General features: G+C 39.5%; 11 protein-coding genes and 2 tRNA genes. 7 read left to right on the top strand and 6 right to left on the bottom strand.

What is annotated here, in order from left to right; all coding sequences use genetic code 11:
• Nucleotides 1-67: 67 nt before the first annotated feature.
• From G5B37_RS11730 to G5B37_RS11720, 3 genes are read right to left on the bottom strand one after another with little or no spacing between them, the layout of a single operon-like run.
• Nucleotides 68-2,014: an OmpA family protein gene (locus G5B37_RS11730; RefSeq protein WP_164680215.1), complete on the bottom strand. Its 1,947-nt coding sequence runs from the start codon at nucleotides 2,012-2,014 to the stop codon at nucleotides 68-70.
• Nucleotides 2,015-2,038: 24 nt separating this feature from the next.
• Nucleotides 2,039-2,983 (bottom strand): PorP/SprF family type IX secretion system membrane protein, encoded by a 945-nt coding sequence (locus G5B37_RS11725; protein WP_164680214.1) that lies wholly within the window; start codon nucleotides 2,981-2,983, stop codon nucleotides 2,039-2,041.
• A 56-nt stretch (nucleotides 2,984-3,039) separates the two neighbouring features.
• On the bottom strand, nucleotides 3,040-13,755 hold the full coding sequence (locus G5B37_RS11720) for a T9SS type B sorting domain-containing protein (protein ID WP_164680213.1): 10,716 nt from the start codon (nucleotides 13,753-13,755) through the stop codon (nucleotides 3,040-3,042).
• Nucleotides 13,756-14,452: 697 nt separating this feature from the next.
• Here G5B37_RS11720 and G5B37_RS15190 point away from each other — a divergent pair.
• From G5B37_RS15190 to G5B37_RS11705, 4 genes are all read left to right on the top strand, one after another.
• On the top strand, nucleotides 14,453-14,575 hold the full coding sequence (locus G5B37_RS15190; protein WP_263649795.1) for a hypothetical protein: 123 nt from the start codon (nucleotides 14,453-14,455) through the stop codon (nucleotides 14,573-14,575).
• 40 nt (nucleotides 14,576-14,615) lie between these two features.
• Nucleotides 14,616-15,047: a hypothetical protein gene (locus G5B37_RS11715; protein WP_164680212.1), complete on the top strand. Its 432-nt coding sequence runs from the start codon at nucleotides 14,616-14,618 to the stop codon at nucleotides 15,045-15,047.
• 112 nt (nucleotides 15,048-15,159) lie between these two features.
• Nucleotides 15,160-15,232, top strand: a tRNA-Gly gene (locus G5B37_RS11710).
• Between the two features lie 117 nt (nucleotides 15,233-15,349).
• Nucleotides 15,350-15,435 (top strand) — tRNA-Leu (locus G5B37_RS11705).
• A 263-nt stretch (nucleotides 15,436-15,698) separates the two neighbouring features.
• On the opposite strand, the gene mutS is transcribed toward G5B37_RS11705, so the two are convergent.
• Entirely contained in the window at nucleotides 15,699-18,341 is a 2,643-nt protein-coding gene (gene mutS / locus G5B37_RS11700) for a DNA mismatch repair protein MutS (protein WP_164680211.1), read from the bottom strand.
• Between the two features lie 256 nt (nucleotides 18,342-18,597).
• Between mutS and G5B37_RS11695 the strand changes: the two genes are divergently transcribed.
• Nucleotides 18,598-19,143: an RNA methyltransferase gene (locus tag G5B37_RS11695; protein WP_164680210.1), complete on the top strand. Its 546-nt coding sequence runs from the start codon at nucleotides 18,598-18,600 to the stop codon at nucleotides 19,141-19,143.
• Here G5B37_RS11695 and folK read toward each other — a convergent pair.
• On the bottom strand, nucleotides 19,132-20,313 hold the full coding sequence (gene folK, locus G5B37_RS11690) for a 2-amino-4-hydroxy-6-hydroxymethyldihydropteridine diphosphokinase (protein WP_164680209.1): 1,182 nt from the start codon (nucleotides 20,311-20,313) through the stop codon (nucleotides 19,132-19,134). The genes G5B37_RS11695 and folK overlap by 12 nt on opposite strands.
• 27 nt (nucleotides 20,314-20,340) lie before the next feature.
• Here folK and G5B37_RS11685 point away from each other — a divergent pair, with 27 nt between their 5' ends.
• Nucleotides 20,341-21,042: a queuosine precursor transporter gene (locus G5B37_RS11685; RefSeq protein ID WP_164680208.1), complete on the top strand. Its 702-nt coding sequence runs from the start codon at nucleotides 20,341-20,343 to the stop codon at nucleotides 21,040-21,042.
• A 36-nt stretch (nucleotides 21,043-21,078) separates the two neighbouring features.
• Nucleotides 21,079-23,697, top strand: coding sequence for an AsmA-like C-terminal region-containing protein (locus tag G5B37_RS11680; protein ID WP_164680207.1), 2,619 nt, complete (start codon nucleotides 21,079-21,081; stop codon nucleotides 23,695-23,697).
• On the opposite strand, the gene G5B37_RS11675 is transcribed toward G5B37_RS11680, so the two are convergent.
• Complete coding sequence (locus G5B37_RS11675) at nucleotides 23,690-24,484, bottom strand: DUF2797 domain-containing protein (RefSeq protein WP_164680206.1); 795 nt, start codon at nucleotides 24,482-24,484, stop codon at nucleotides 23,690-23,692. The genes G5B37_RS11680 and G5B37_RS11675 overlap by 8 nt on opposite strands.
• Nucleotides 24,485-24,557: the final 73 nt, after the last annotated feature.

The following is a 24,557-nucleotide window of genomic DNA, read 5'->3' as shown; positions in this document are numbered from 1 at the left end:
ACTTCTTTAAAAGATAAAAGCCCATTCACTAAGAATGGGCTTTTCCTTTTTATATATTAAAGTGTTATTACTGCACAATAATAAATTCTGACCTTCTGTTTAATTGGTGGGCTCCTTCAGAGCAAGCTGCACCATTTACGCAACCATTGGTTAATTGTGTTTCTCCATAACCTTGTCCTGTTAAACGTGCTTTATCGATTCCTCCATTAGAAACCAACCACGCAATAGTAGATTGAGCTCTGCGGTTAGACAAGTCCATATTGTATGCATCGTCTGCTCTACTATCTGTGTGTGAACGTACATCAATTTTCATAGTTGGATACGTTTTCATAACGGCCGCAACTTTTCTCAATTCAATTTCAGCATCATATCTAATATTATCCTTATCATAGTCAAAATAAATAGGTCTTAAGCCAAGAATATTTACTAAGTCGGCTCCAAGTCCTGCAGGAGTTACTCCTAAGTCTCGACCTGTTTTCATAAAGAGCGTTTTAGATATATCTGCGCTCATAATGTTAGATGTGGCAAATGCTTTTTCTGCAGTAGAATAGTCTTCTTTTGCAGCTCTTATTGAGTATTGTGTAGAACAATTTAGTGGAAAGCCAAAGCTTCCATCTGTAGCAGAAACAGTTTGCGCCAAAACATCTCCTTCGTCATTCATTAAAACAACAGTAGCTCCTCCTATGGCTTCATTCGTATTTTGATCTAGAACAGTTCCTTTTAAATTTTGATCGCAACTAGTAATAAGGTTTTGTACTCTATTAAAGCTATAAATATCATCATCTCCTACCCCACCTTCTCTATTAGAAGCAAAATAACCAATTCCTGTAGTTCCATTAATAACAAAAGTGAAATCATCTACAGGACTATTTATAGGACGTCCGAGGTTATAAACATCCCCAAAACCTTCGGTTGTCATATCTGCAACAAATACATCAAGACCACCTAAACCTACATGCCCATCTGAAGCAAAATAAAGTTTGTCTTTAGAACTTACAAAAGGAAAGGTCTCACGGCCTTCGGTATTAATTCCGTCACCTAAGCTAACCGGATTTCCAAAACCATCTCCACTAATAGTAACCTTATACAAATCACTTAGACCTTTACCTCCAGGCATATCACTTGCGAAGTATAAGGTTTTTCCGTCTTTACTCAAAGCGGGATGTGCAACAGAATAGTCATCACTGTTAAAAGGTAGTTCTTCTACGTCCCAATCACTTCCATTCTTTTTTGCTCTATAAAGTTTTAAGTGGTTGATACCATTATTACCAGTCTTATAGTCACCTTCGGTATAGTTATTTCGTGTAAAATAAATAGTATTTCCATCTTTAGAAAATACAGCTGTAGACTCGTGGTATTTTGTATTTATTCCTTTACCAAACTTTGAAATTTCATTCCCTTGTTCCTTGCCAGTTGTAACAGTATATAAATCAAGAAATGGTTGCTCATTCCAATCGTGTAATCGTTTTGAAACATTTCCTTTTTTCCTATTAGAAGCAAAAACCAAATTTCCTTGATTGAAGGCAGGAGCGAAATCTGATAGTTCAGAATTAAACCCTACGTTAATAAGTTCAAAACGCCCAGATTGTGCTTCAATTTCTGCTAAATAGTTACGTTCGTTAGCAAATAAATTGGCTCTATAATCTTGTCCTTTGGAAGCGTAAAATTCTTCCATAATATTGTCAGACGCATCATACTGCTTTGTGCTTTTAAGAGACAAACCGTAGCGATATAAATACTCAGGGTCCATAGGATCTGAAATATCGTATAATGCACCATACCATTTCGCAGCATTGCTATAATCTGCTGTGAAGTAATACGAATCGCCCAGTTTTTTTAACATACTCTCGTCTCTATACCCTTCTTCGGCTACTGCTAGGTATGCCTCTCGAGCATCAATAAAGGCGAAATCGTTAAATTCTTCATTCCCATTTTCGATAGCTTTTTCTTGTGCCACTCCGGAAAAACCAGCTAGCAGTGCAAATGCCATAGATAATTTTAGAAAATATTTCATGTGTAACTATTTTTTTGGTTCGGATTAAAAGAATCTTGGTGAAATCATACGTTTGTTTTTATTGAAAAGTTCAAAACGTAAGAAGACTTCGTAAGAGCCATCATTATATTGTTGTAATTCTGTAGTTTCTCTATCGTAAGCTAGACCTAACATTAGTTGATCAGAAATTTGGAAACCAACCATTCCACTTAGTGCGGCGCTCCATCTGTACGCTGCACCTAGTGTAAGTTTATCATGTATTAAGAAATTTGCCGAAAGATCTGCCTGAAGCGGTGCTCCTTCAACAAGTTTAAATAACATTGCTGGCTTAAACTTAAGATTTTCATTAATATCAAATGCGTATCCACTCATAAGGTAGAAATTAACTTTTTCTTTTGCTGTTGCACTTGAATTGTTACTATTAGAAGATTCATCGTAGTGTTCAGTTTCTATAAAATTTGGAACACTTAACCCTAAATAGAACTTTTGAGTGTAATAGTATGCTCCCACCCCTACCTGTGGAGAAAATTTGTTGTCGATATTGATTTGCGACTCTGGATCTCCAGGGTTAAATGGCCCTGTATTGAGACGTTGGGTATCTATATCTAACAAATGTGCACCACCTTTAATTCCCAGAGCAAGTTTTCCTTCTTCGGAAACATCTAATGTATAGCTAAAGTCGATATCAATATACGTTTCTTGCGAAATAAATATTTCATCTCTAGTAACATTAAGACCTAGGCCCACTTTTTTACCAACTGGCGAATGTGCCGAAGCCGTAAAAGTTCGCGGAGCCCCGTCTAAACCAACCCACTGACTTCTGTAGAGACCTACAAAACTAAATACGTCGCGCGCACCAGCATAGGCCGGGTTAATACTTAAGGTGTTGTACATATACTGAGTATATTGCGCATCCTGTTGAGCCAAAGTTTCTTGACTATAAAATCCTAAGGCCAGTAACGCTAAAACGGTTATGTATAATTTTTTCATAGGTATTGATATTAGACCTACCAAGACTTTCGCCTTGGCAGGTATTTTATATGAATTTATCTTCTGTTTATGTATAATGGTCCAGCTAAACGTTTATTCTCACCATTGTCATTTACATAGTTAAGTATGTAATAGTAAGTTCCTACTGGCAAGGTTTCGTTTCTATCTATAGTAACCCTACCATCAGATAATCCTCTAAAGAATCTATCGCCTTGACCGTATCCTTTGGCATCATACACTTTTACTCCCCAACGGTTGTATATTTCTAATGTATTGTTTGGATACTGCTCAATTCCTCTAATAACAAACACGTCATTTAATCCGTCACCATTAGGCGACATGATATCGAAGACATCAAGGTTATCATCTGAATTAGGATCACCGTTATTAAACTCTAGGTAATCTGGAATACCATTTTCATTATTATCTGCAACTTCGTCGCCATTTAGAATTCCGTCACCATCACAATCAAGCAACAACCATTCGTCGCTTACACCTTCCACCTCTTGGGTTTCAAGGTTAATTGTTTGGCTATTGAAGTCAAAATCACATGGATCAAGTGGCTCTGTGCCGTCTAATAACTCTTGTCCGTTAGTAACACCATCACCATCACAATCTAGGTCTAACCATTCTTGCGAAGGTTCAACAGACATGCTCGCAGTAATAAAGTCACATGGATCAAGTGGATCAGTACCGTCACTTATCTCATCACCATTAGTAACCCCGTCACCATCACAATCTGCCAACAAGAAGTCTCCTGATGGTGGAAGCGTTATACTCGCCACATCAAAATCACATGGATCAAGTGGGTTCGTACCGTCATTCAACTCTTCGCCATTCGTAACACCATCTCCATCACAATCTGCATCTAACCATTCTTGACTAGGTGTAACCGTTTGATTATCTAAAACAAAGTCACATAAATCTAATGGATCGGTACCGTCAATTAATTCCTGACCATTGGTAACTCCATCACCATCACAATCTAATGCTTCCCATTCCATTGTCTGAGGTACAGTTGCATTCTCTAACATAAAGTCACAAGGATCTACTGGATCAGTACCGTCAATAACTTCATCACCATTGGTAACTCCATCACCGTCACAATCTCCATCTATCCAAGCCTGACTTGGCGGTACAGTTTGTCCCATAAACATTAAGTCACATTCGTCTAATGGATCAGTACCGTCAATAACTTCGTCTCCATTAGTAACTCCATCGCCATCACAATCTGCATCTAACCATTCTTGGCTAGGCGCTACAGTTTGATTAGCTAGTACAAAGTCACATAAGTCTACTGGATCAGTTCCATCTATAACTTCCTGACCATTAGTAACTCCATCGCCATCACAATCTAACGCTTCCCATGCCGCACTTGGTGGTACTGTTTGGTTAGCAACAACTAAATCACATTCGTCTAATGGATCAGTACCATCGATAACTTCTTGACCATTGGTAACTCCATCGCCATCACAATCTAATGCCTCCCATGCCATCGTCTGAGGTACAGTTGCATTCTCTAACATAAAGTCACATGGATCTACTGGATCAGTTCCGTCGATAACTTCATCACCATTGGTAACTCCATCACCGTCACAATCTCCATCTATCCAAGCCTGACTTGGTGGTACTGTCTGGTTCATGAACATTAAGTCACATTCATCTAACGGATCAGTTCCATCGATAACTTCTTGACCATTGGTAACTCCATCGCCATCACAATCTAATGCCTCCCAAGCTGCACTTGGTGGTAATGTTGCGCTAGCCAATACAAAGTCACATGGATCTACAGGATCAGTTCCATCAATAACTTCCTGACCATTGGTAACTCCATCGCCATCACAATCTAATGCCTCCCATGCCGCACTTGGTGGCACTGTTTGGTTAGCAACAACTAGATCACATTCGTCTAATGGATCAGTTCCATCGATAACTTCTTGACCATTGGTAACTCCATCGCCATCACAATCTAATGCCTCCCATCCCATAGTGGTTGGTACAGTCTGACTGCTTAACATAAAATCACATGGGTCTACTGGATCAGTTCCGTCGATAACTTCATCACCATTAGTAACTCCATCACCGTCACAATCTCCATCTATCCAAGCCTGACTTGGTGGTACCGTTTGGTTCATGAACATCAAGTCACATTCATCTAACGGATCAGTTCCATCGATAACTTCTTGACCATTGGTAACTCCATCACCATCACAATCTAATGCCTCCCATGCTGCACTTGGTGGTAATGTTGCGCTAGCCAATACAAAGTCACATGGATCTACTGGATCAGTTCCATCTATAACTTCCTGACCATTGGTAACTCCATCGCCATCACAATCTAACGCTTCCCATGCCGCACTTGGTGGTACTGTTTGGTTAGCAACAACTAGATCACATTCGTCTAATGGATCAGTTCCATCGATAACTTCTTGACCATTGGTAACTCCATCGCCATCACAATCTAATGCCTCCCATGCCATCGTCTGAGGTACAGTTGCATTCTCTAACATAAAGTCACATGGATCTACTGGATCAGTTCCGTCGATAACTTCATCACCATTGGTAACTCCATCACCGTCACAATCTCCATCTATCCAAGCTTGGCTTGGTGGTACCGTTTGGTTCATGAACATCAAGTCACATTCATCTAACGGATCAGTTCCATCGATAACTTCTTGACCATTGGTAACTCCATCACCATCACAATCTAATGCCTCCCATGCTGCACTTGGTGGTAATGTTGCGCTAGCCAATATAAAGTCACATGGATCTACAGGATCAGTTCCATCTATAACTTCCTGACCATTGGTAACTCCATCGCCATCACAATCTAACGCTTCCCATGCCGCACTTGGTGGTACTGTTTGGTTAGCAACAACTAGATCACATTCGTCTAATGGATCAGTTCCATCGATAACTTCTTGACCATTGGTAACTCCATCGCCATCACAATCTAATGCTTCCCATGCCATCGTCTGAGGTACAGTTGCATTCTCTAACATAAAGTCACATGGATCTACTGGATCAGTTCCGTCGATAACTTCATCACCATTAGTAACACCATCACCGTCACAATCTCCATCTATCCAAGCCTGACTTGGTGGTACTGTCTGGTTCATGAACATTAAGTCACATTCATCTAACGGATCAGTTCCATCTATAATCTCTTGACCATTGGTAACTCCATCACCATCACAATCTAATGCCTCCCATGCTGCACTTGGTGGTAATGTTGCGCTAGCCAATACAAAGTCACATGGATCTACTGGATCAGTTCCATCTATAACTTCCTGACCATTGGTAACTCCATCTCCATCACAATCTAACGCTTCCCATGCCGCACTTGGTGGCACTGTTTGGTTAGCAACAACTAGATCACATTCGTCTAATGGATCAGTACCATCGATAACTTCTTGACCATTGGTAACTCCATCGCCATCACAATCTAATGCCTCCCATGCCATAGTGGTTGGTACAGTCTGACTGCTTAACATAAAGTCACATGGGTCTTGAGGGTTTGTTCCATCAATTACTTCATCTCCATTGGTTACCCCGTCGCCATCACAATCTAAATCGTTCCATGCTGCAGTAACCATTGTTATATCTTGGTCTACAGCATTATAATCACAAGGATCAAATGGGTTGGTTCCTGGTTCACCTCCAGGAGGAGCTACTTCGTCTCCATTCGTAACACCATCACCATCACAATCTGCAGCTGCCCATACATCGTATGCAGTCTGTGCAGGAGTTCCTGGTGCCATAGGATTGGTTGGAATAGTCGCTACAGTAACACTACATGGGTCAAATGGATCTGTACCATTGGTAGCCTCTTCTCCGTTTGTCTCTCCATCACCATCACAATCTGCAGCTGCCCATACTCCATAGTTTGGATCTGCTGGGTTCGGAATCGTTGCAACTGTTACATCACAAGGATCAAATGGATCTGTACCGTTAGTAACTTCTGTACCATTAGTCTCTCCATCACCATCACAATCTGCAGCTGCCCATACTCCATAGTTTGGATCTGTAGGTGCCGGGATGGTCGCAACTGTTACATCACAAGGATCGTAAGGGTCAGTTCCATTAATTAATTCTTCTCCGTTTGTCTCGCCATCACCATCACAGTCTATTGCAGCCCAAGCATCAAATGCTGCTTGTTCTGGACTTCCTGGATTCATTGGATTGGTTGGTAACACACCAGCAGTAACAACACAAGGGTCTTGTGGGTCTGGATCAGTTCCGTTTGGATCGCCATCACCATCACAATCTAGTAAATCCCATGCTGCGCTCATTGGACGACTAACACTGCCAGCCATATAATCACAAGGATCTTGTGGGTTTGTTCCATCAATTACTTCGTCTCCATTGGTTACCCCGTCGCCATCACAATCTAAATCATTCCATGCTGCAGTAACCATTGTTATATCTTGACTCGCCGCTAGGTAAGAACATGGATCGTATGGATCTGTTCCGTCTGTCTCGGCCTCTACTCCATTGCTCACACCGTCACCATCACAATCTGCAGCTGCCCATTCATCGTATGCAGTCTGTGCAGGAGTTCCTGGTGCCATAGGATTGGTTGGAATAGTCGCTACAGTAACACTACATGAGTCAAATGGATCTGTACCATTGGTAGCCTCTTCTCCGTTTGTCTCACCATCACCATCACAATCCGCAGCTGCCCATACTCCATAGTTTGGATCTGCTGGGTTCGGAATCGTTGCAACTGTTACATCACAAGGATCAAATGGATCTGTACCATTAGTAACTTCTGTACCATTGGTCTCTCCATCACCATCACAATCTGCAGCTGCCCATACTCCATAGTTTGGATCTGTAGGTGCCGGGATGGTCGCAACTGTTACATCACAAGGATCGTAAGGGTCAGTTCCATTAATTAATTCTTCTCCGTTTGTCTCGCCATCACCATCACAGTCTATTGCAGCCCAAGCATCAAATGCTGCTTGTTCTGGACTTCCTGGATTCATTGGATTGGTTGGTAACACACCAGCAGTAACAACACAAGGGTCTTGTGGGTCTGGATCAGTTCCGTTTGGATCGCCATCACCATCACAATCTAGTAAATCCCATGCTGCGCTCATTGGCCCAGTAACACTACCAGCCATATAATCACAAGGATCTTGTGGGTTTGTTCCATCAATTACTTCGTCTCCATTGGTTACCCCGTCGCCATCACAATCTAAATCATTCCATGCTGCAGTAACCATTGTTATATCTTGACTCGCCGCTAGGTAAGAACATGGATCGTATGGATCTGTTCCGTCTGTCTCGGCCTCTACTCCATTGCTCACACCGTCACCATCACAATCTGCAGCTGCCCATTCATCGTATGCAGTCTGTGCAGGAGTTCCTGGTGCCATAGGATTGGTTGGAATAGTCGCTACAGTAACACTACATGAGTCAAATGGATCTGTACCATTGGTAGCCTCTTCTCCGTTTGTCTCACCATCACCATCACAATCTGCAGCTGCCCATACTCCATAGTTTGGATCTGCTGGGTTTGGAATCGTTGCAACTGTTACATCACAAGGATCAAATGGATCTGTACCGTTAGTAACTTCTGTACCATTAGTCTCTCCATCACCATCACAATCTGCAGCTGCCCATACTCCATAGTTTGGATCTGTAGGTGCCGGGATGGTCGCAACTGTTACATCACAAGGATCGTAAGGGTCAGTTCCATTAATTAATTCTTCTCCGTTTGTCTCGCCATCACCATCACAGTCTATTGCAGCCCAAGCATCAAATGCAGCTTGTTCTGGACTTCCTGGATTCATTGGATTGGTTGGTAACACACCAGCAGTAACAACACAAGGGTCTTGTGGGTCTGGATCAGTTCCGTTTGGATCACCATCACCATCACAATCTAGTAAATCCCATGCTGCGCTCATTGGACGACTAACACTGCCAGCAATATAATCACAAGGGTCTTGTGGGTTTGTTCCATCAATTACTTCGTCTCCATTGGTTACCCCGTCGCCATCACAATCTAAATCATTCCATGCTGCAGTAACCATTGTTATATCTTGACTCGCCGCTAGGTAAGAACATGGATCGTATGGATCTGTTCCGTCTGTCTCGGCCTCTACTCCATTGCTCACACCGTCACCATCACAATCTGCAGCTGCCCATTCATCGTATGCAGTCTGTGCAGGAGTTCCTGGTGCCATAGGATTGGTTGGAATAGTCGCTACAGTAACACTACATGAGTCAAATGGATCTGTACCATTGGTAGCCTCTTCTCCGTTTGTCTCACCATCACCATCACAATCTGCGGCTGCCCATACTCCATAGTTTGGATCTGCTGGATTCGGAATCGTTGCAACTGTTACATCACAAGGATCAAATGGATCTGTACCGTTAGTAACTTCTGTACCATTGGTCTCTCCATCACCATCACAATCTGCAGCTGCCCATACATCGTATGCATTTTGGGCAGGAGTCCCAGGAGACATTGGGTTAGTTTGTACAGTTTGAGTACTTACACTACAAGGATCAAACGGGTCTGTACCATTGGTAACCTCTTCTCCGTTTGTCTCGCCATCACCATCACAGTCTGCTGCTGCCCAAATATCATAGGCTGCTTGTTCAGGTGTTCCTGGAGTCATTGGATCTGTTTGTACTATCTGATTAGTTACATCACATGGATCCATTGGGTCGGTTCCATCTGCAACTTCTTGACCATTACTAGTACCATCACCATCACAATCTGCTAAGAGCCACATTGTTGTTTGGGGTTGCGTTACTAATATTGGATTATAACTACATGGATCTTGAGGATCAGTTCCACTAGCATTTTCATCTCCATTGGTAACACCGTCACCATCACAGTCTGCATCATTCCATGAAGGACCCACGTTTGCTATATTTTGACTAGCAACCTCATAATCACAAGGGTCATAAGGGTTGGTCCCATCTGTTTCTGCTTCAACACCATTGGTAACCCCATCTTCATCACAATCTGCCGCTGCCCAAATATCGTACGCTGTTTGTGCAGGAGTTCCTGGCGTTCCAGGATTGGTCGGCACGACTGTCATTTGATTTGAACAAGGATCTTGCGGATTTGTGCCATTTGTAGTTTCTTCTCCGTTAGTTTCACCATCACCGTCGCAATCGGCTGCTTGCCATATTGGGTTTGTGGTATCTGGAATACTTCCAGGGCTAAAATTACAAGGATCGTTAATGTCTGGATCTGTTGCATCACAATCTCCATCGCCATCAGTATCTAAACATCCTGTAACCACAACCGATTCTTCCAAATCATCACCCGCCGTAGAAGGATCGTTCTGATCTGGTGTTGAGGCAGCCGTAGTTGTATTGGTAATTGTATTCCCATCTTCACCCAAGTTTACCGTACCTTCAATTAAAAGTGTTACACTTTCACCTGAATTCAACAAAGGAATTGTCCACGTAGGAGCGGCATAGCTTGATGCTTGAGCACCCCCTGTATTTCCATTATTTCCAGTTGCTGTTAAGCCAGCTGGAATTGTGTCGTCTAAAGTAATATTTGTCGCATTATCTGGGCCATTGTTAGTAACTGTAATTGTAAAAGTTACAACCTCAGATTCAGCAGGAGTAGAAGTTCCACTTGTTAGTGTTTTAACCGTGACCAAATCTGCCATTCCTGCCGCAACCCCATTGTTTCCAACTGCATCAGAATCATTTGCTGGGTTACTATCTACTTGATCTGCACTTACCGAAGCAACGTTATCAAAGGCTCCTGGCCCATCGATAGTTGCAGTAACTGTTATTGTAACATCATTTGCTGGAGTACCAGCTAAAATTGTTGGGATAGTACATGGAAAACTTCCACATCCGCCACCAACTACACTCTGTATTGTTAAGTTAGTAGGAGTATCGGTAACAACTACGTTAGTTGCGGTGTCTGTACCTGCATTACTAACTACTAAAGTATAAGTTACTAAATCTCCTGTTTGATACGGGCTTGTATCTGTTAGCGTTTTAGTAATTCCAACGTCGGCTTGTGCAATACTACACGCAGCAGGTGCTGTACCATTAGAGTTAGAAAAACTGCATCCGCTAGGACTATCGAAAGTAGCTGTAAGATCTATTGAAGTTCCATCAGCAGCCATGGTTACACTAGTAAATGTATACGTAGTGGTTGAACCCAACGAACCTACCGCAACCGAATCAGAGCCATCACCAGAGAGCACTAGATTTCCTGTACCTGGCGGATCTGTAAATGTTACCGTAACATCGGCCGTAAAGGTATCGTCAGATGGGTCACCAGTTGTTGTTCCATCGTCACATGCAGAAATATTAGATAAGGTTATATCTGTAATAGCACAAACATCTATGGTAATAAAAATGTTTGCAGTATCAGAATTTCCGAAACCATCTTCTATGGTGTATGAAAAAGAAATTGGAGCTGTACTCCCAGGAGGTGGAGTTATTACAAGTTCTCCTCCTACTAATTGAACAATAGTTCCATCTCCTAGCGCAACAGGTGCACCGCCATCTGTAATAGCCATTCCGTCTACTTCAGTAATGAAAACAGTATCTCCGTCTGGATCTGAGTCATTATCAATAGCGTCTATAGTTATAGGAGTATCTACAGGCGTAGAATCTGTATCATCTACAGCCATCGGCGGATTGTTAATTCCAGCAGTAGAAGAAACTGTTGCTGTTACAGTTCCTGCAGGAGAGGTTGCTGTAAATGAAGCTACGTTATCTCCTGGACATGGTTGTGTTATTTCTACTTCGATACTAAAGATTAAATTGTCTCCTGGTTCAAATGTTCCTGAAGTTCCATCAAAAACATCGTTAAATCCAAGTCCTGTGAAACTCGGATTAAAATTAGGATCTACTAATGCTGTAGATGACACCAATGTAGGTGTTCCAACATTCACAATATTTCCAGGACACATGGCATTAATATCATCTGTTACCTGAATATTCATTAAATCTACCGGAGAGCTTGCATCATTCTCTATTTCAATCTGAAATACAATATCTTTGTTACCTTCTATACCACTAGAAGCAGGCGTATCACTTATTACAGTTTTAGTAATTAAAGGAATAGGTGTAAAGGTTAATGTAACCGGTGTTGATTCACAAAAGCACTGCACCCCATCATGATCTGCAGTTGTATTTCTTCTAGACGTATCGCTTACATCTCTTCCGCCTGAATCTACTCCAGATATAATACCTTGGGTAACTCTGGCAGACATATTAGAAGTAGGACCAACATTAAGTGCTACTATATATTGTGCTGTAGTTCCCGCTGCCATTGTTTGTCCTGCCATTAACAACTCTGAAGAACCACCATTTATTCCCGACCCTCCGTCGAAAGCAGGATTAAATGTTAAGGCAGGTGCTCCTACTGGTGTTACTGTAAGTGTATTAATTGGAACCGCGGGTGCAGCACCAAATAAATGATCAAAAGTGTCTGTATACTGGATATTAGAAGCATCTCCAGAACCACTATTCCTTAATGTAATTGTATATGAGAAATCTGTTGTTCCGTCTGTATTAACTGTTGGATTTGCATTGCTAACTTGTAAGCCAGCGCTTAAAATTGCATTATTCTCTTGAAAAGTTTCTGAATCGCCTCCAGAGGTTGCGTAGGCGTCACCTGTAGTAGCATCATTTGCTGTAACATTTACAACATTCATTACCGTAGCCATATCTAATGCAGCCACAGCATCTACTTCAATACATATACTAATGTTAATACTTTCGCCAGCGTCAAGCTCGGTTAATGGATCAATACTTAACAACTCAATATCTCCAATACTTTGTCCATCATATGCTCCATTAAATGAAACTGGAGTATTTGGCGGGTCTGTACTACTTGCTGAACCAGAAACAATGGCCAAAATTCGTGCATCACCTCCAAAAGGAGTTCCTAAATCGTCTAAAGCTGAGATGTTATAAACTGGCTCTGTACCCATATTTGTTAGGGTCATATTATACTGAATCTTATAACGATCTGTTGTGGTGTATCCCCAATCGCAATGAGATTTCGAAATTGAAAGTCCACCAGGACCTGAAGCAATACTACATTGTGAAGGTGCCGTTGTTACAGTAGGAACATTTAATGTACATCCAGTAGCAGAAAACGTTGCCGTTAAGTCTATAGGACTACCATCGGCTGGAAACATTACACCTATAAATGTATGACTAGTTGGACCATCTAAACTACCCACCGCCACAGAAACAGTACCATCGCCTGTTAAATCAAGTGTTCCAGAAGCAGGAGGATTTGAATATTCTACTTCTATATCTACCGTAAAGAAATCGTCTGAAGGATCACCTACAGTTCCATTACTATTACAAATACTTGGGTTTAGGGCTGAAATATTAGTAACTACACAATCTGGACTACAAGAAGCTGGCGCAAATCCTGCAGCCGGCTCATTTAAGGTACATCCAGCGTCGTCAGAAAATGAAGCCGTCACGTCTATAGCAGTACCATCTGCCGACATCACCACACCCATAAACGTATGGCTCGTAGCTGTATCTAACGAACCAACTGAAACAGAAATGGAACCACTGTCCCCTGACAAATCCAATGTCCCAGTTGCTGGAGGCATTTCGAAAGTAACTGTAATGTCTGCCGTAAAGAAATCGTCTGAAGGATCTGGCGATGTTCCATTATCGTTACAAGCCGACGTCATTGACGTACTTATTACTGTGATGTTACACTGAGCCATAGAAAATTGGCCATAAGACAAGAACAATACAATCCCTAAAAATTTGAGGAGTTTGTTGTTTTTGATTTTTTTCAATAGAAGCGTAAAAATTTCCATAAGCGATACACTATAGATTAATATTGTATATAAATTAATTTATTTTATTCTCTGTAAAATCGGGAAAATGGTTGGTAACTGTTGTGTGGGGGAAAACAGTTGGCCAAATATAGTTTTAAATTGTTAAGATTTTTAACTGTTTTAACGACGAACAACCAAAATAGTCGATGTAATACTATTATTTTCGATAAAGTGTAGTTTTTCATCGTTGTACAACGTTTTTTCTTAAGCATTTTAACAAATAGACTTTTCACAATCTATCTAAAAATCAAGAATTTGTAAGATTTTTCTGAAAGATGATTCCTACTTTCATGGTGTCTACAGCCAGATTGAAGTCAAAATTTGATGGTAGCACCTTATTTAAAATGAAAAGTGATTTTCAAATTTTTTCTTTAGTGTATGTCTCTAAATCTTGCATAGAAATTCTAAGAAAACGACCCCTAAAATTGATCTATATTTTAGCCTTTTTATATCATCTTAACTCACTAAAAACCATCTTTAATTTGCATTTTTTAGGTTCGGAAATAACGGACAAAGAAATTCGATAACTATTTTTTTTTCGATGAAGTGTCGAAAAAAACAGACAAAATTACGTAAAACATAGTTTTTCAGCACTATAGGATTTTGTAAAACATCGCCATATCATTGTATAGAAAATAACACAAAAACCTATCTAATGAAAAAACTTATGTTTATTTTAGCTGTACTTGCTTTTACAGCTAGCTGTACCCCAGAAGATCAAGCAACAAATGACCAACAAATCGACAAAGCGAAATACGAAGTTCCGCCAAACGGATAGAAAAAAAACTTTTTTTTCAGGAGTGTTGCTATCATTATGTTTGATAGCAACACCCTTTTTATTTTATATCTACAAATATGCTCCATCTGAAGAGGGAGTTACTTGGAATACATTTATAGGTGTAATAGAACCAGGAAACTTCTCGAACGTGCAGTCTTATATGCATGCACTCTTCACAAAGACCACGTTTGTATTGTTAACCACAATCTGGTTTGTAACCTCTAGAAACTGGTGGAAGTATGCTATCTTGGTACCACTTACCATGTTTTTGTTTCAACTATCGGGTGTAATAAATCACCAAATACAATTTATAGATGAGTTTGATTTCTGGTATTCTATACCAGTAATAATACCTATTCTGTTGTTACTTATTTTTATATCCTACAAAATTAGCAAACGCAATAAGATTGCAGAAGACCTAAATGAAGACGCCGTTGAAGAAGTTAAAAAACTAATAAGCGATGATCTCTAAATTATTGAATAAAAATATTTTCAATAATTAAATAAAATAATGCTTTGTCTTTTTTCTAAAAGTTTTAAATTTGCAACCGCCTTCGATAAAAGGTGATGTTCATTATTAAAACGCGAAAATAGCTCAGCTGGTAGAGCGCCACCTTGCCAAGGTGGAGGTCGCGGGTTCGAATCCCGTTTTTCGCTCTGCCACGATACTTTTAGAAATACTAGATTTCTAAAAACAATCTAGTAACTTTGAAGCCGTTACTAATTGAGATTATCGATAAAATATACCAATTGTAATAATTACTATTGCAAAATGCTGAAGTGGTGGAATTGGTAGACACGCTGGACTTAAAATCCAGTGGACAGTAATGTCCGTACGGGTTCAAGTCCCGTCTTCAGTACTAATCAGAAAAAACCGAATCGAGAGATTCGGTTTTTTTGTTTTTATGAAAAATGAACCTCGCTTCGATTAAATGAGGAACAACATGATGCTACAAGACTCGCGAGTTCAACGAGTAAGTTCCGTCTTCTGTTATGATGAGAAGAAGCCAAATTAAAGACGTTGCATTTAATAACATCGCGTTAGGGGTTGCAGTGAAAATCCTGCGTAGCAGATTGTAGCGTAAGACCCGACCCGCATTTCGCGGGTAACGCCCAAAACATATTACTTCTTAAACTTCACCGAAGCACTTCGCTGCAACATACGCTTAATTTCGTTGAGTTTCATTAGTGCCTCAACTGGCGTAAGGGTATCAATATCTGTTTCTAAAATTTCATCTCTTATTTCAACAAGCAATGGGTCATCAAGATTAAAGAAACTTAATTGCATTTCTTCTTCTGAAATTTTCTTCATTTTATCTGACAGTTCTTCGGAAGAATGACTTTTCTCTAAACGTTTTAAAATTTTATTGGCACGCTGTAACACTACTTTAGGCATACCCGCCATCTTGGCAACATGTATTCCGAAGCTGTGGTGTGAACCACCTGGGACCAATTTCCGCAGAAACAAAACATTGTCTTTTAGTTCTTTTACTGAAACATTATAGTTTTTTATGCGGTCAAACGTTTCGGTCATTTCATTAAGCTCGTGGTAGTGCGTTGCAAATAAAGTTTTTGCCTTACTAGGGTGTTCATGTAGATATTCACTAATTGCCCAAGCAATAGAAATACCATCATAGGTACTTGTACCACGTCCAATTTCATCTAGCAAAACCAAGCTTCGTTCAGAGATATTATTTAAAATACTCGCGGTTTCATTCATCTCTACCATAAAGGTACTTTCGCCCATAGAAATATTATCGCTAGCTCCTACCCTAGTAAATATTTTATCGACACAGCCCATGCGTACAGCGCCTGCCGGCACAAAACTTCCCATCTGGGCAAGCAGAACAATGAGGGCTGTCTGACGTAAAATTGCAGATTTACCACTCATGTTTGGTCCCGTAATCATAATCATTTGCTGGTTGTCTCGATCTAAAAACACGTCGTTAGCAATAAACGGACTATCGGGAGGTAGTTGCTGTTCAATAACAGGATGACGTCCTTCTTTTATATCTAAATCGAATGTTTCATCGAGTAACGGTCTTGTATAATTGCATTGTTTAGCATGGGTTGCAAAAGACGACAAGCAATCTAACTCTGCTATCAAAGCCGCTGTTTGTTGTACTGGTGAAATAAACTGAAGCATAAAACTTACTAGCTTGGTAAAAAGCAATTGTTCTAGTGCTAGTATTTTTTCTTCAGCCCCAAGAATTTTAGTTTCGTATTCTTTTAATTCTTCAGTAATATAACGCTCTGCACTTACCAGTGTTTGTTTACGAATCCACTCTTCTGGCACCTTATCTTTATGTGTGTTACGTACCTCTATATAATACCCGAATACATTATTTGAGGCAATTTTCAAAGAGGTTATACCCGTTCGATCGCTTTCGCGCTTTAGCATGGCATCTAGGTAATCTTTTCCTCCAGTGGCAATAGCGCGTAATTCGTCTAGTTCTTCGGAAACTCCCTGCGCAATTGCACTGCCCTTGCCTATTGCTACAGGAGCTTCTTCAAACAAGCTTTCTTTTATCTTGGTGCGCAATAACTCGCAATCGTTAAGTTGTTCTCCAATAATTTGCAGCGACTCGTTTTTAGAAGTAAGTGCCATTTGTTTGACAGGCACCACTGCTTCTAGTGAATTCTTTAACTGAACTACCTCACGCGGACTAATTTTGCCGGTAGCCGTTTTTGAAATAAGGCGTTCTAAATCGCCCATTTTTTTAGTGTGTTGCTGCAGGTGTTCTAGAATAGCTGGTTGATCTATTAAAAAACTAACCACCTCGTGTCTACGCGTAATTTTCTCGGTGTTTTTTAAGGGTAGTGCCATCCATCGTTTAAGCATCCTTCCCCCCATCGGACTTATAGTCTTATCAATTACATCGAGTAACGTAACTGCATTTTGTTGGTTGCTATAGTATAATTCTAGGTTTCGGATGGTAAAACGATCCATCCAGACATATTCATCTTCAGCAATACGTGCCAATTTGGTAATATGCTCTAGTTTTTTGTGTTGCGTTTCACCTAAATAATGCAAGGCTACACCTGCTGCAACGGTACCTGCTTCTAAATGCGCCACACCAAAACCTTTCAAGTTTTTTGTGTTAAAGTGCTTTTGTAACGTTTCTGTAGTGTATGCTGGCTGAAACACCCAATCTTCAAGATAAAACGTATGAAATGAATCTCCAAAGGCTTCATTAAATTGCTTGCGTTTTTGCTTGCTGAAGAGCACTTCACTTGGGTTAAAATTCTGTAATAATTTGTCGATGTATTCTAAGGGGCCTTCCGAAGTTAAAAACTCACCAGTAGAAACATCTAAAAATGCAACCCCAACGCAATCTTTGCTGTTTTTTCCTCCCTTATTTTTTGAAGGAAAATGAATAGCCGCTAAAAAATTATTCGACTTGCTTTTTAGAATATCGTCGTTTAGTGCCACTCCAGGCGTTACCAATTCTGTAACCCCCCTTTTAACAATGGTCTTTGTTTGCTTAGGATCTTCAAGCTGGTCGCAAATTGCTACACGACAACCAGCCATGACCAACTTTGGAAGATATGTGTTTAAACTATGATGCGGAAAGCCGGCCAATTCAGTTTTATCACCTCCATTATTTCTTGCGGTTAATGTAATATTCAAAATTCCTGCTGCTTTAACCGCATCTGAGGCAAATGTTTCGTAAAAATCACCTACGCGAAACAACAATAAGGCGTCTGGATATTTCGCCTTAATAGTATTGTATTGCTGCATTAACGGGGTGGTTTTCTTCGCCATCTAATTTTTTAATTTTGACCAATAAAAATACAGAATTCTCCTCCTTTATTGAAATTTCTTTTCAATGAAGTTGTTGGCTTTTATTAACAACTTTACATGTGCTCGCCAAGAAAATCTTAGCTATAACAACCTTAAAGCACGAATGGCTAGGCTATAAAGTAATGTACATCTAGACCCTGTTCTTTCTCAAATTAAATGTGAGGTATACACAGGCACTACTTGTCTCAACATCATAATCAATGTATCTTTACGCCTTATGAAATACCGCAAATTAAAAAACAGCGAATTAGACAGAATAAGCCCTGAAGCTTTTAAAGTTTCAGAAAAAACACCACTTATTATTGTTTTAGACAACATTAGAAGTCTTAATAATATTGGCTCGGTGTTTCGTACGGCAGATGCGTTTTTAATTGAAAAAGTATATCTCTGCGGAATCACAGCAAAACCTCCACATAAAGACATTCACAAAACAGCATTGGGCGCTACAGATAGCGTAACATGGGAATATACAGAAAGCACGGAAGCGGTAGTCGAAAAATTAAAATCTGAAGGCGTTTTTGTGGCCAGTATAGAGCAAGCTGAAGTAGCCATACAGCTACAGGATTTTACAGTTCAGAAAGCCTTAAAATACGCAGTTATCTTTGGCAACGAAGTGAAGGGTGTACAGCAAACTGTAGTGTCTTCAAGCGATGCTGTCATTGAAATTCCGCAATACGGCACAAAACATTCGCTCAATATTTCGGTGAGTTGCGGGGTTGTGATTTGGGATTTATTTTGTAAGCTCTCTAGTCTAGGCAAGTAATTGTTTTAACAAGGCGAGATAATCCTTTCTGTTTTTTACAAAATCTATTTCTGAAACATCTATAATTTTAACTCGCTCCTGGGGTTGTGTTTTTATAAAGTCGAAATAGCCCTCATTAATCTGCTTTAGATATTCTGGCTCGATACCCTTTTCATAGCTTCTACCTCGTTTCTGAATGTTTTCTAGTAGCCGCTCTGTATTTTGATATAAATACACATACACATCTGGCTTTGGCAGCTCTTTGTGCATCAGGTTAAATAATTTTTTATAGAGGTTAAACTCCTCGTCTGCCAGGGTCACCTTTGCAAAAATAAGCGATTTGTAGGCGTCGTAATCGGCTATAACACAGTCTTTAAACAAATCGAATTGCGTAATGTCTTCTAGTAATTGCTGATAGCGATCTGCCAAAAAAGACATTTCTAACGGAAAAGCATACCTACTTTGATCTTCGTAAAATTTCGGTAAAAACGGATTGTCTTTAAAGCGCTCTAAAATCAGTTTTGCATTAAAATCGGTTGCCATTTTTGTTGCAAGACTTGTTTTTCCTGCTCCAATATTTCCCTCGATGGCAATGTAATTCAGTTTAGAGATATCATAATCTTGCCTTGGGTTACGCAACCACTTAGATAATTTTGTAAGTTCACTAGTATCTGTAGTTTGAGACAACATTTTTATAACGTTATGACGCAATACCGGGTGTACAATTAAACTATTCACCTCTGCCAATGGTTGTAACACAAATTTACGATCGGAAATATGAGGATGAGGCACAACCAATGTCTTGTCATTCATTATATCATCGTTATAAAGCAATATATCTATATCAATTGTGCGAGATGTATATTCTGAAGTTGAACTTCGCACTCTGCCCATGGCTTTTTCAATCTTTTGAACGATAGTTAGGGCCTTTTTAGCTGAGCGTAAAGAGCGTACCCAGAGCACACAATTTAGAAAGGCATCACCCTCAAAACCCAAGGCTGGTGTTTCGTATACAGATGAAATTTTATGAATGGCACCCAACTCCTCGAAAATTGCATTTACCGCCTCCTGCAAATACTGAAAACGGTTGCCTAAATTGCTTCCTAAAGAGAGGTATATGTCGTTGTACTGCTTGATACTAGTGTAGTTTGGTTTTAAGACGAAATTAAGGAAAACAAAAATACTGACCATTATCTTTGTGATATAAAGAACAGACAATTGAAACGATTACCTGTTAAAGATCGCTTACTAGCGCAACGCATCTACTTCATACTAGGCGCGTTATTTATTTCATCTTTGGTTGTGAGTAACCTGATATTTCAGAAATTTTTTTCTTGGGATTTTTTCGGACTCTATACTTTTGAAATTTCTGTTGGTATCTTACCATATCCTATTACATTTCTAATTACCGATATTATTAGCGAAGTGTACGGTAAAAAGAAGGCTAATCAAGTAGTAACGGCAGGTATCTTCGCATCATTTTTCTCATTGCTGATTGTGTTTGTAGCAGACATGGTGCCGGCAACAGCGTGGAGCCCAATTAACGACCCGTTATTTAGCAAAGTATTTGGCGCTACCGCCATAGCCGTTTTTGCTTCAATGGTGGCATACTTATTGGCACAGTATATAGACATACAGCTCTTCCATTTTTGGAAGCGTGTTACCAATGGTAAGCATTTGTGGTTACGCAATAATTTTTCCACGTTTTTATCGCAGTTTGTAGATACGTTTGCCGTACTCATACTTCTCTGTAGTTTCGGAAAAATTGAATGGCCTCGGTTTGGCGCTCTTTTGTTAAGCGGGTTTCTATTTAAGGTACTAGTGGCGGCATTAGACACACCCTTTCTATATCTCGCGGTCTATGGGTTTAGAAAAAGATTTAATTTAAGCGTAGGTAAAGAACTACAACTAGAAGAATAAAAAATAAGTTCGTTACCACGGACATTTCAAAATATTATGAAAAAACTATTTAAAATACTGGGCATCTCTTTAGGAATTATACTCCTACTTCTTTTGCTTACGCCATTTCTTTTTAAGGGTACTTTTGAAGATTTACTGAAAAAGAACATCAATAAAAATCTGAACGCCGAAGTAACTTGGAAATCTATGGACATAAGCTTATTTAAGAGCTTTCCGAAGGCAGCGGTGGTGATTGAAAACTTTACAGTAATTAACCGAGCTCCCTTTAAAGGCGATACGTTAGCTAGTGGAGAACAGCTAAAAATTAATATGGGAATTACCCAGTTGTTTAAAAGCGGAAATGACCCGATTGCTGTAGACGGATTGCAATTAGATAAGGGCCTCATCAATATAAAAATAGATAGCTTAGCACGGGCTAATTACGACATTGCCATAAAAGACGATACTAATTTTGAAGCTGAACATACGTCAACTGAAGAAACAGGATTTGTATTCGATTTAAAACGATATGAAATCAATAACACCCGTTTAAACTACACAGATGACGTCTCAAAAACATATCTCTTTGTATCCAACCTACATCACGAAGGAACTGGCGATTTTTCTTTGGAAACTTCAAATTTAGAGACACAGACCAATGCACTTGTTTCACTTAGATTGGGCGACATAGATTATTTGAATAAAAATAGTATATCCCTAGATGCCAATTTTCAATTAGATTTAGAAAACCAGAAGTATACCTTCCTTGAAAATGAAGCAAAAATCAATGAATTACCCCTTACGTTTAACGGTTTTGTGCAAATAAATGAAACAAATAACGAAGTAGACCTCACCTTTAAGACGCCTTCTTCAGATTTTAAAAACTTCTTAGCAGTAATACCTAAAACCTATGTAAAAGAATTAGATGGGGTTGAAACTACAGGTAATTTCAGTATAGATGGAGCACTAAAAGGCATTGTAGACGAAGAAAGAATTCCTACTATGGATATAAAAGTGAGAAGTAGCAATGCCTCATTTAAATATCCAGATCTACCTAAAACCGTTAGAAATATTACAATTAATGCCGATCTTAAAAACGAAACTGGTCTTGTAAAAGACACGTATCTTACCATAGGAAATCTAACTTTTAGAATAGACGAAGAGCTATTTGCAGCTAACGGAAGCATTAGAAATTTAACCGAGAATGCCTTGGTCAATTTAGCTATAAAAGGAACTCTTAATTTGGAGCACATAGACCAAGTTCTGCCTATTGAACTTGAACAACCTTTACGTGGCATTTTTACAGCAGATGTTACCACAAACTTTGATATGGCCTCTGTTGAAAACGAACAGTACCAAAACATAAAAACAAACGGAACAGCCCGATTGCAAGATTTTACCTACAGCGACGCGGCGTTTAAAAACCCCATAAATATCGGTAATGCAGCTGTGACTATGTCTCCCGGAAATATTCAGTTAAACGAAATGACTGCATCAACAGGTGGAAGTGATATAAACGCCACTGGTAATATTCAAAATTTGATTCCGTGGATTATGGCGAAGCAGGATTTAAAAGGAGTTTTTAATATACAGTCTAACACCTTCAATTTAAACGACTTTACTTCAGAAGAATCTACAGAAACTGCGTCGGGTGCAACCAAGAGTACTAACAGTTCTATTAAGGAAAGTAGGATACAAGTTCCAGATTTCTTAGATGCGACTTTAAATTTTACTGCCAATAAAATTATTTACGACGATCTCATCTTAGACAATGCAAAAGGAAGTGTTGCAATTAAAAATGAGACGGCAAGTCTTAGCAATGTAACTTCCTCATTATTGGGTGGAGACATTGCAGTTTCAGGAAATGTCTCTACAAAAGGAACTACTCCTACGTTTGCTATGGATCTTGATTTAAAAAGTATTGACATAGGCAGCTCTTTTCAGCAGTTAAAAATCATGAGTTTTTTGGCTCCTATTGCCAAAGCTTTAGAAGGTGATATTAACACAAGAATTAAGCTCAACGGAAACTTAAATAATGACTTAACACCTAACATTTCAACCTTAGCTGGAGATGCCTTGGCGCAAATAATTACTGCCGAAGTAGACAAAAGCAAAACACCACTACTCTCAAAATTAGGAGAACAGGTGAAGTTTCTAAATATTGACAAACTAAGCCTGCGCGATGTTAGCACTGTGCTTAAATTTAACAATGGTAAAATTGAAGTACAACCCTTCACGTTTGATGTTAAGGGAATAGATGTAACTATAGCCGGGAGTCATGGATTAGATAAGAGCATTAGCTACAACTTAAATATGGATGTGCCAGCAAAGTATTTAGGTGGGGACGTACAAAAGCTCTTGGCAAAATTAGACCCTGCAGATGCTGAAAACACAACAGTTGCTTTACCAATAGGAGTTCGTGGAAACATAACAAATCCGCAAATTACGGTAGATACAAAGGCGGCGGTAACTACATTGACCAAAAAATTAATAGACAAACAGAAGGAAGATATTAAGGACCAAGGAGTCAACATTATTAAAGACCTTATTGGCGGCGGTAGCACCCCTAAAGACTCTACCTCAACCGGACAAGGGTCTCAGCCTAGCACTACAGAAGTTGTAAAAGATATCTTTGGTGGCTTGTTTGGCAAGAAAAAGAAAGACAGTATTAACTAACTGAAATAGCCACTACATACCCCTCGTTACTTCGAACATTAAAGACTGTATCGTCTTCAAAAATTAGGTATTGACCTTTAATTCCTTTTAAAACGCCGTTATAAGTTGGCGTTTTATCTAGGTTTAAACTTTTCAGCTTCACGGGGTATTTCAGTACCGGAAACTCAAGATGTGTTTCGGTGTTGTTTTCTATAAAATAAGGAATAGCCTCTTCAGGAATAAATGGTTTTAGTTTTTCTCGCCAGGTAACTAAATCGGCATCTTGCACTTCATTTTTAAGCATGGTGCGCCAATTGGTTTTATCACCTACATGCTCTTTTAACGCTACCTCGGTAATCCCAGCCAGATATCTATTAGGAACTTCTACAATTTCAATGGCTTCATGCGCACCTTGATCAATCCATCGAGTAGGTACTTGAGTTTTTCGCGTAACGCCAACTTTTACATTACTGCTATTTGCTAGATAAACAATATGTGGTTGTAATTGCACCTTTTTCTCATATTCCAAATCACGGTCTTCTTTATCTAGATGTGCTGTACTTAATTCTGGACGCATTATCCAATCTGCAGCCTGTGGGATTTCATAAAAGCAATCGTAACAAAATCCTTGTCTGTAAATTTTCTTTTCCAAACCACAGTTTAAACACTCATAGCGTAGAAACGTAATCGTTATATTTTTGTCTAATAATTGGTTTACGTGTAAGAAATCTGTTTTAAATACCAGATAGTACTGAATTGGAGCCCCATTTTCAGTTTGCATCTTAGTTAATACGCCTTCGTACTGCATTCGTTTTAAAGGATGTAAGTTGTTATTTTTGGAAATGGAATATAACTGAAATTCCCTACCAGAAAAAAGTATT

It is taken from the genome of Rasiella rasia, assembly GCF_011044175.1.
Taxonomy (GTDB): domain Bacteria; phylum Bacteroidota; class Bacteroidia; order Flavobacteriales; family Flavobacteriaceae; genus Marinirhabdus; species Marinirhabdus rasia.
Note: the sequence above shows the minus strand (reverse complement) of the source record. Positions and strands in the feature narration are given on the sequence as shown.

Bases quoted from the DNA above. Each gene is read 5' to 3' on its own strand.
- G5B37_RS11680 (WP_164680207.1), top strand. From the start codon at position 21,079: ATGAAAAAACTATTTAAAATACTGGGCATCTCTTTAGGAATTATACTC.
- G5B37_RS11730 (WP_164680215.1), bottom strand. From the start codon at position 2,014: ATGAAATATTTTCTAAAATTATCTATGGCATTTGCACTGCTAGCTGGT.
- G5B37_RS15190 (WP_263649795.1), top strand. From the start codon at position 14,453: ATGAAAAAACTTATGTTTATTTTAGCTGTACTTGCTTTTACAGCTAGC.
- G5B37_RS11725 (WP_164680214.1), bottom strand. From the start codon at position 2,983: ATGAAAAAATTATACATAACCGTTTTAGCGTTACTGGCCTTAGGATTT.
- G5B37_RS11675 (WP_164680206.1), bottom strand. From the start codon at position 24,484: ATGCAGTACGAAGGCGTATTAACTAAGATGCAAACTGAAAATGGGGCT.
- mutS (WP_164680211.1), bottom strand. From the start codon at position 18,341: ATGGCGAAGAAAACCACCCCGTTAATGCAGCAATACAATACTATTAAG.
- G5B37_RS11695 (WP_164680210.1), top strand. From the start codon at position 18,598: ATGAAATACCGCAAATTAAAAAACAGCGAATTAGACAGAATAAGCCCT.
- folK (WP_164680209.1), bottom strand. From the start codon at position 20,313: ATGGTCAGTATTTTTGTTTTCCTTAATTTCGTCTTAAAACCAAACTAC.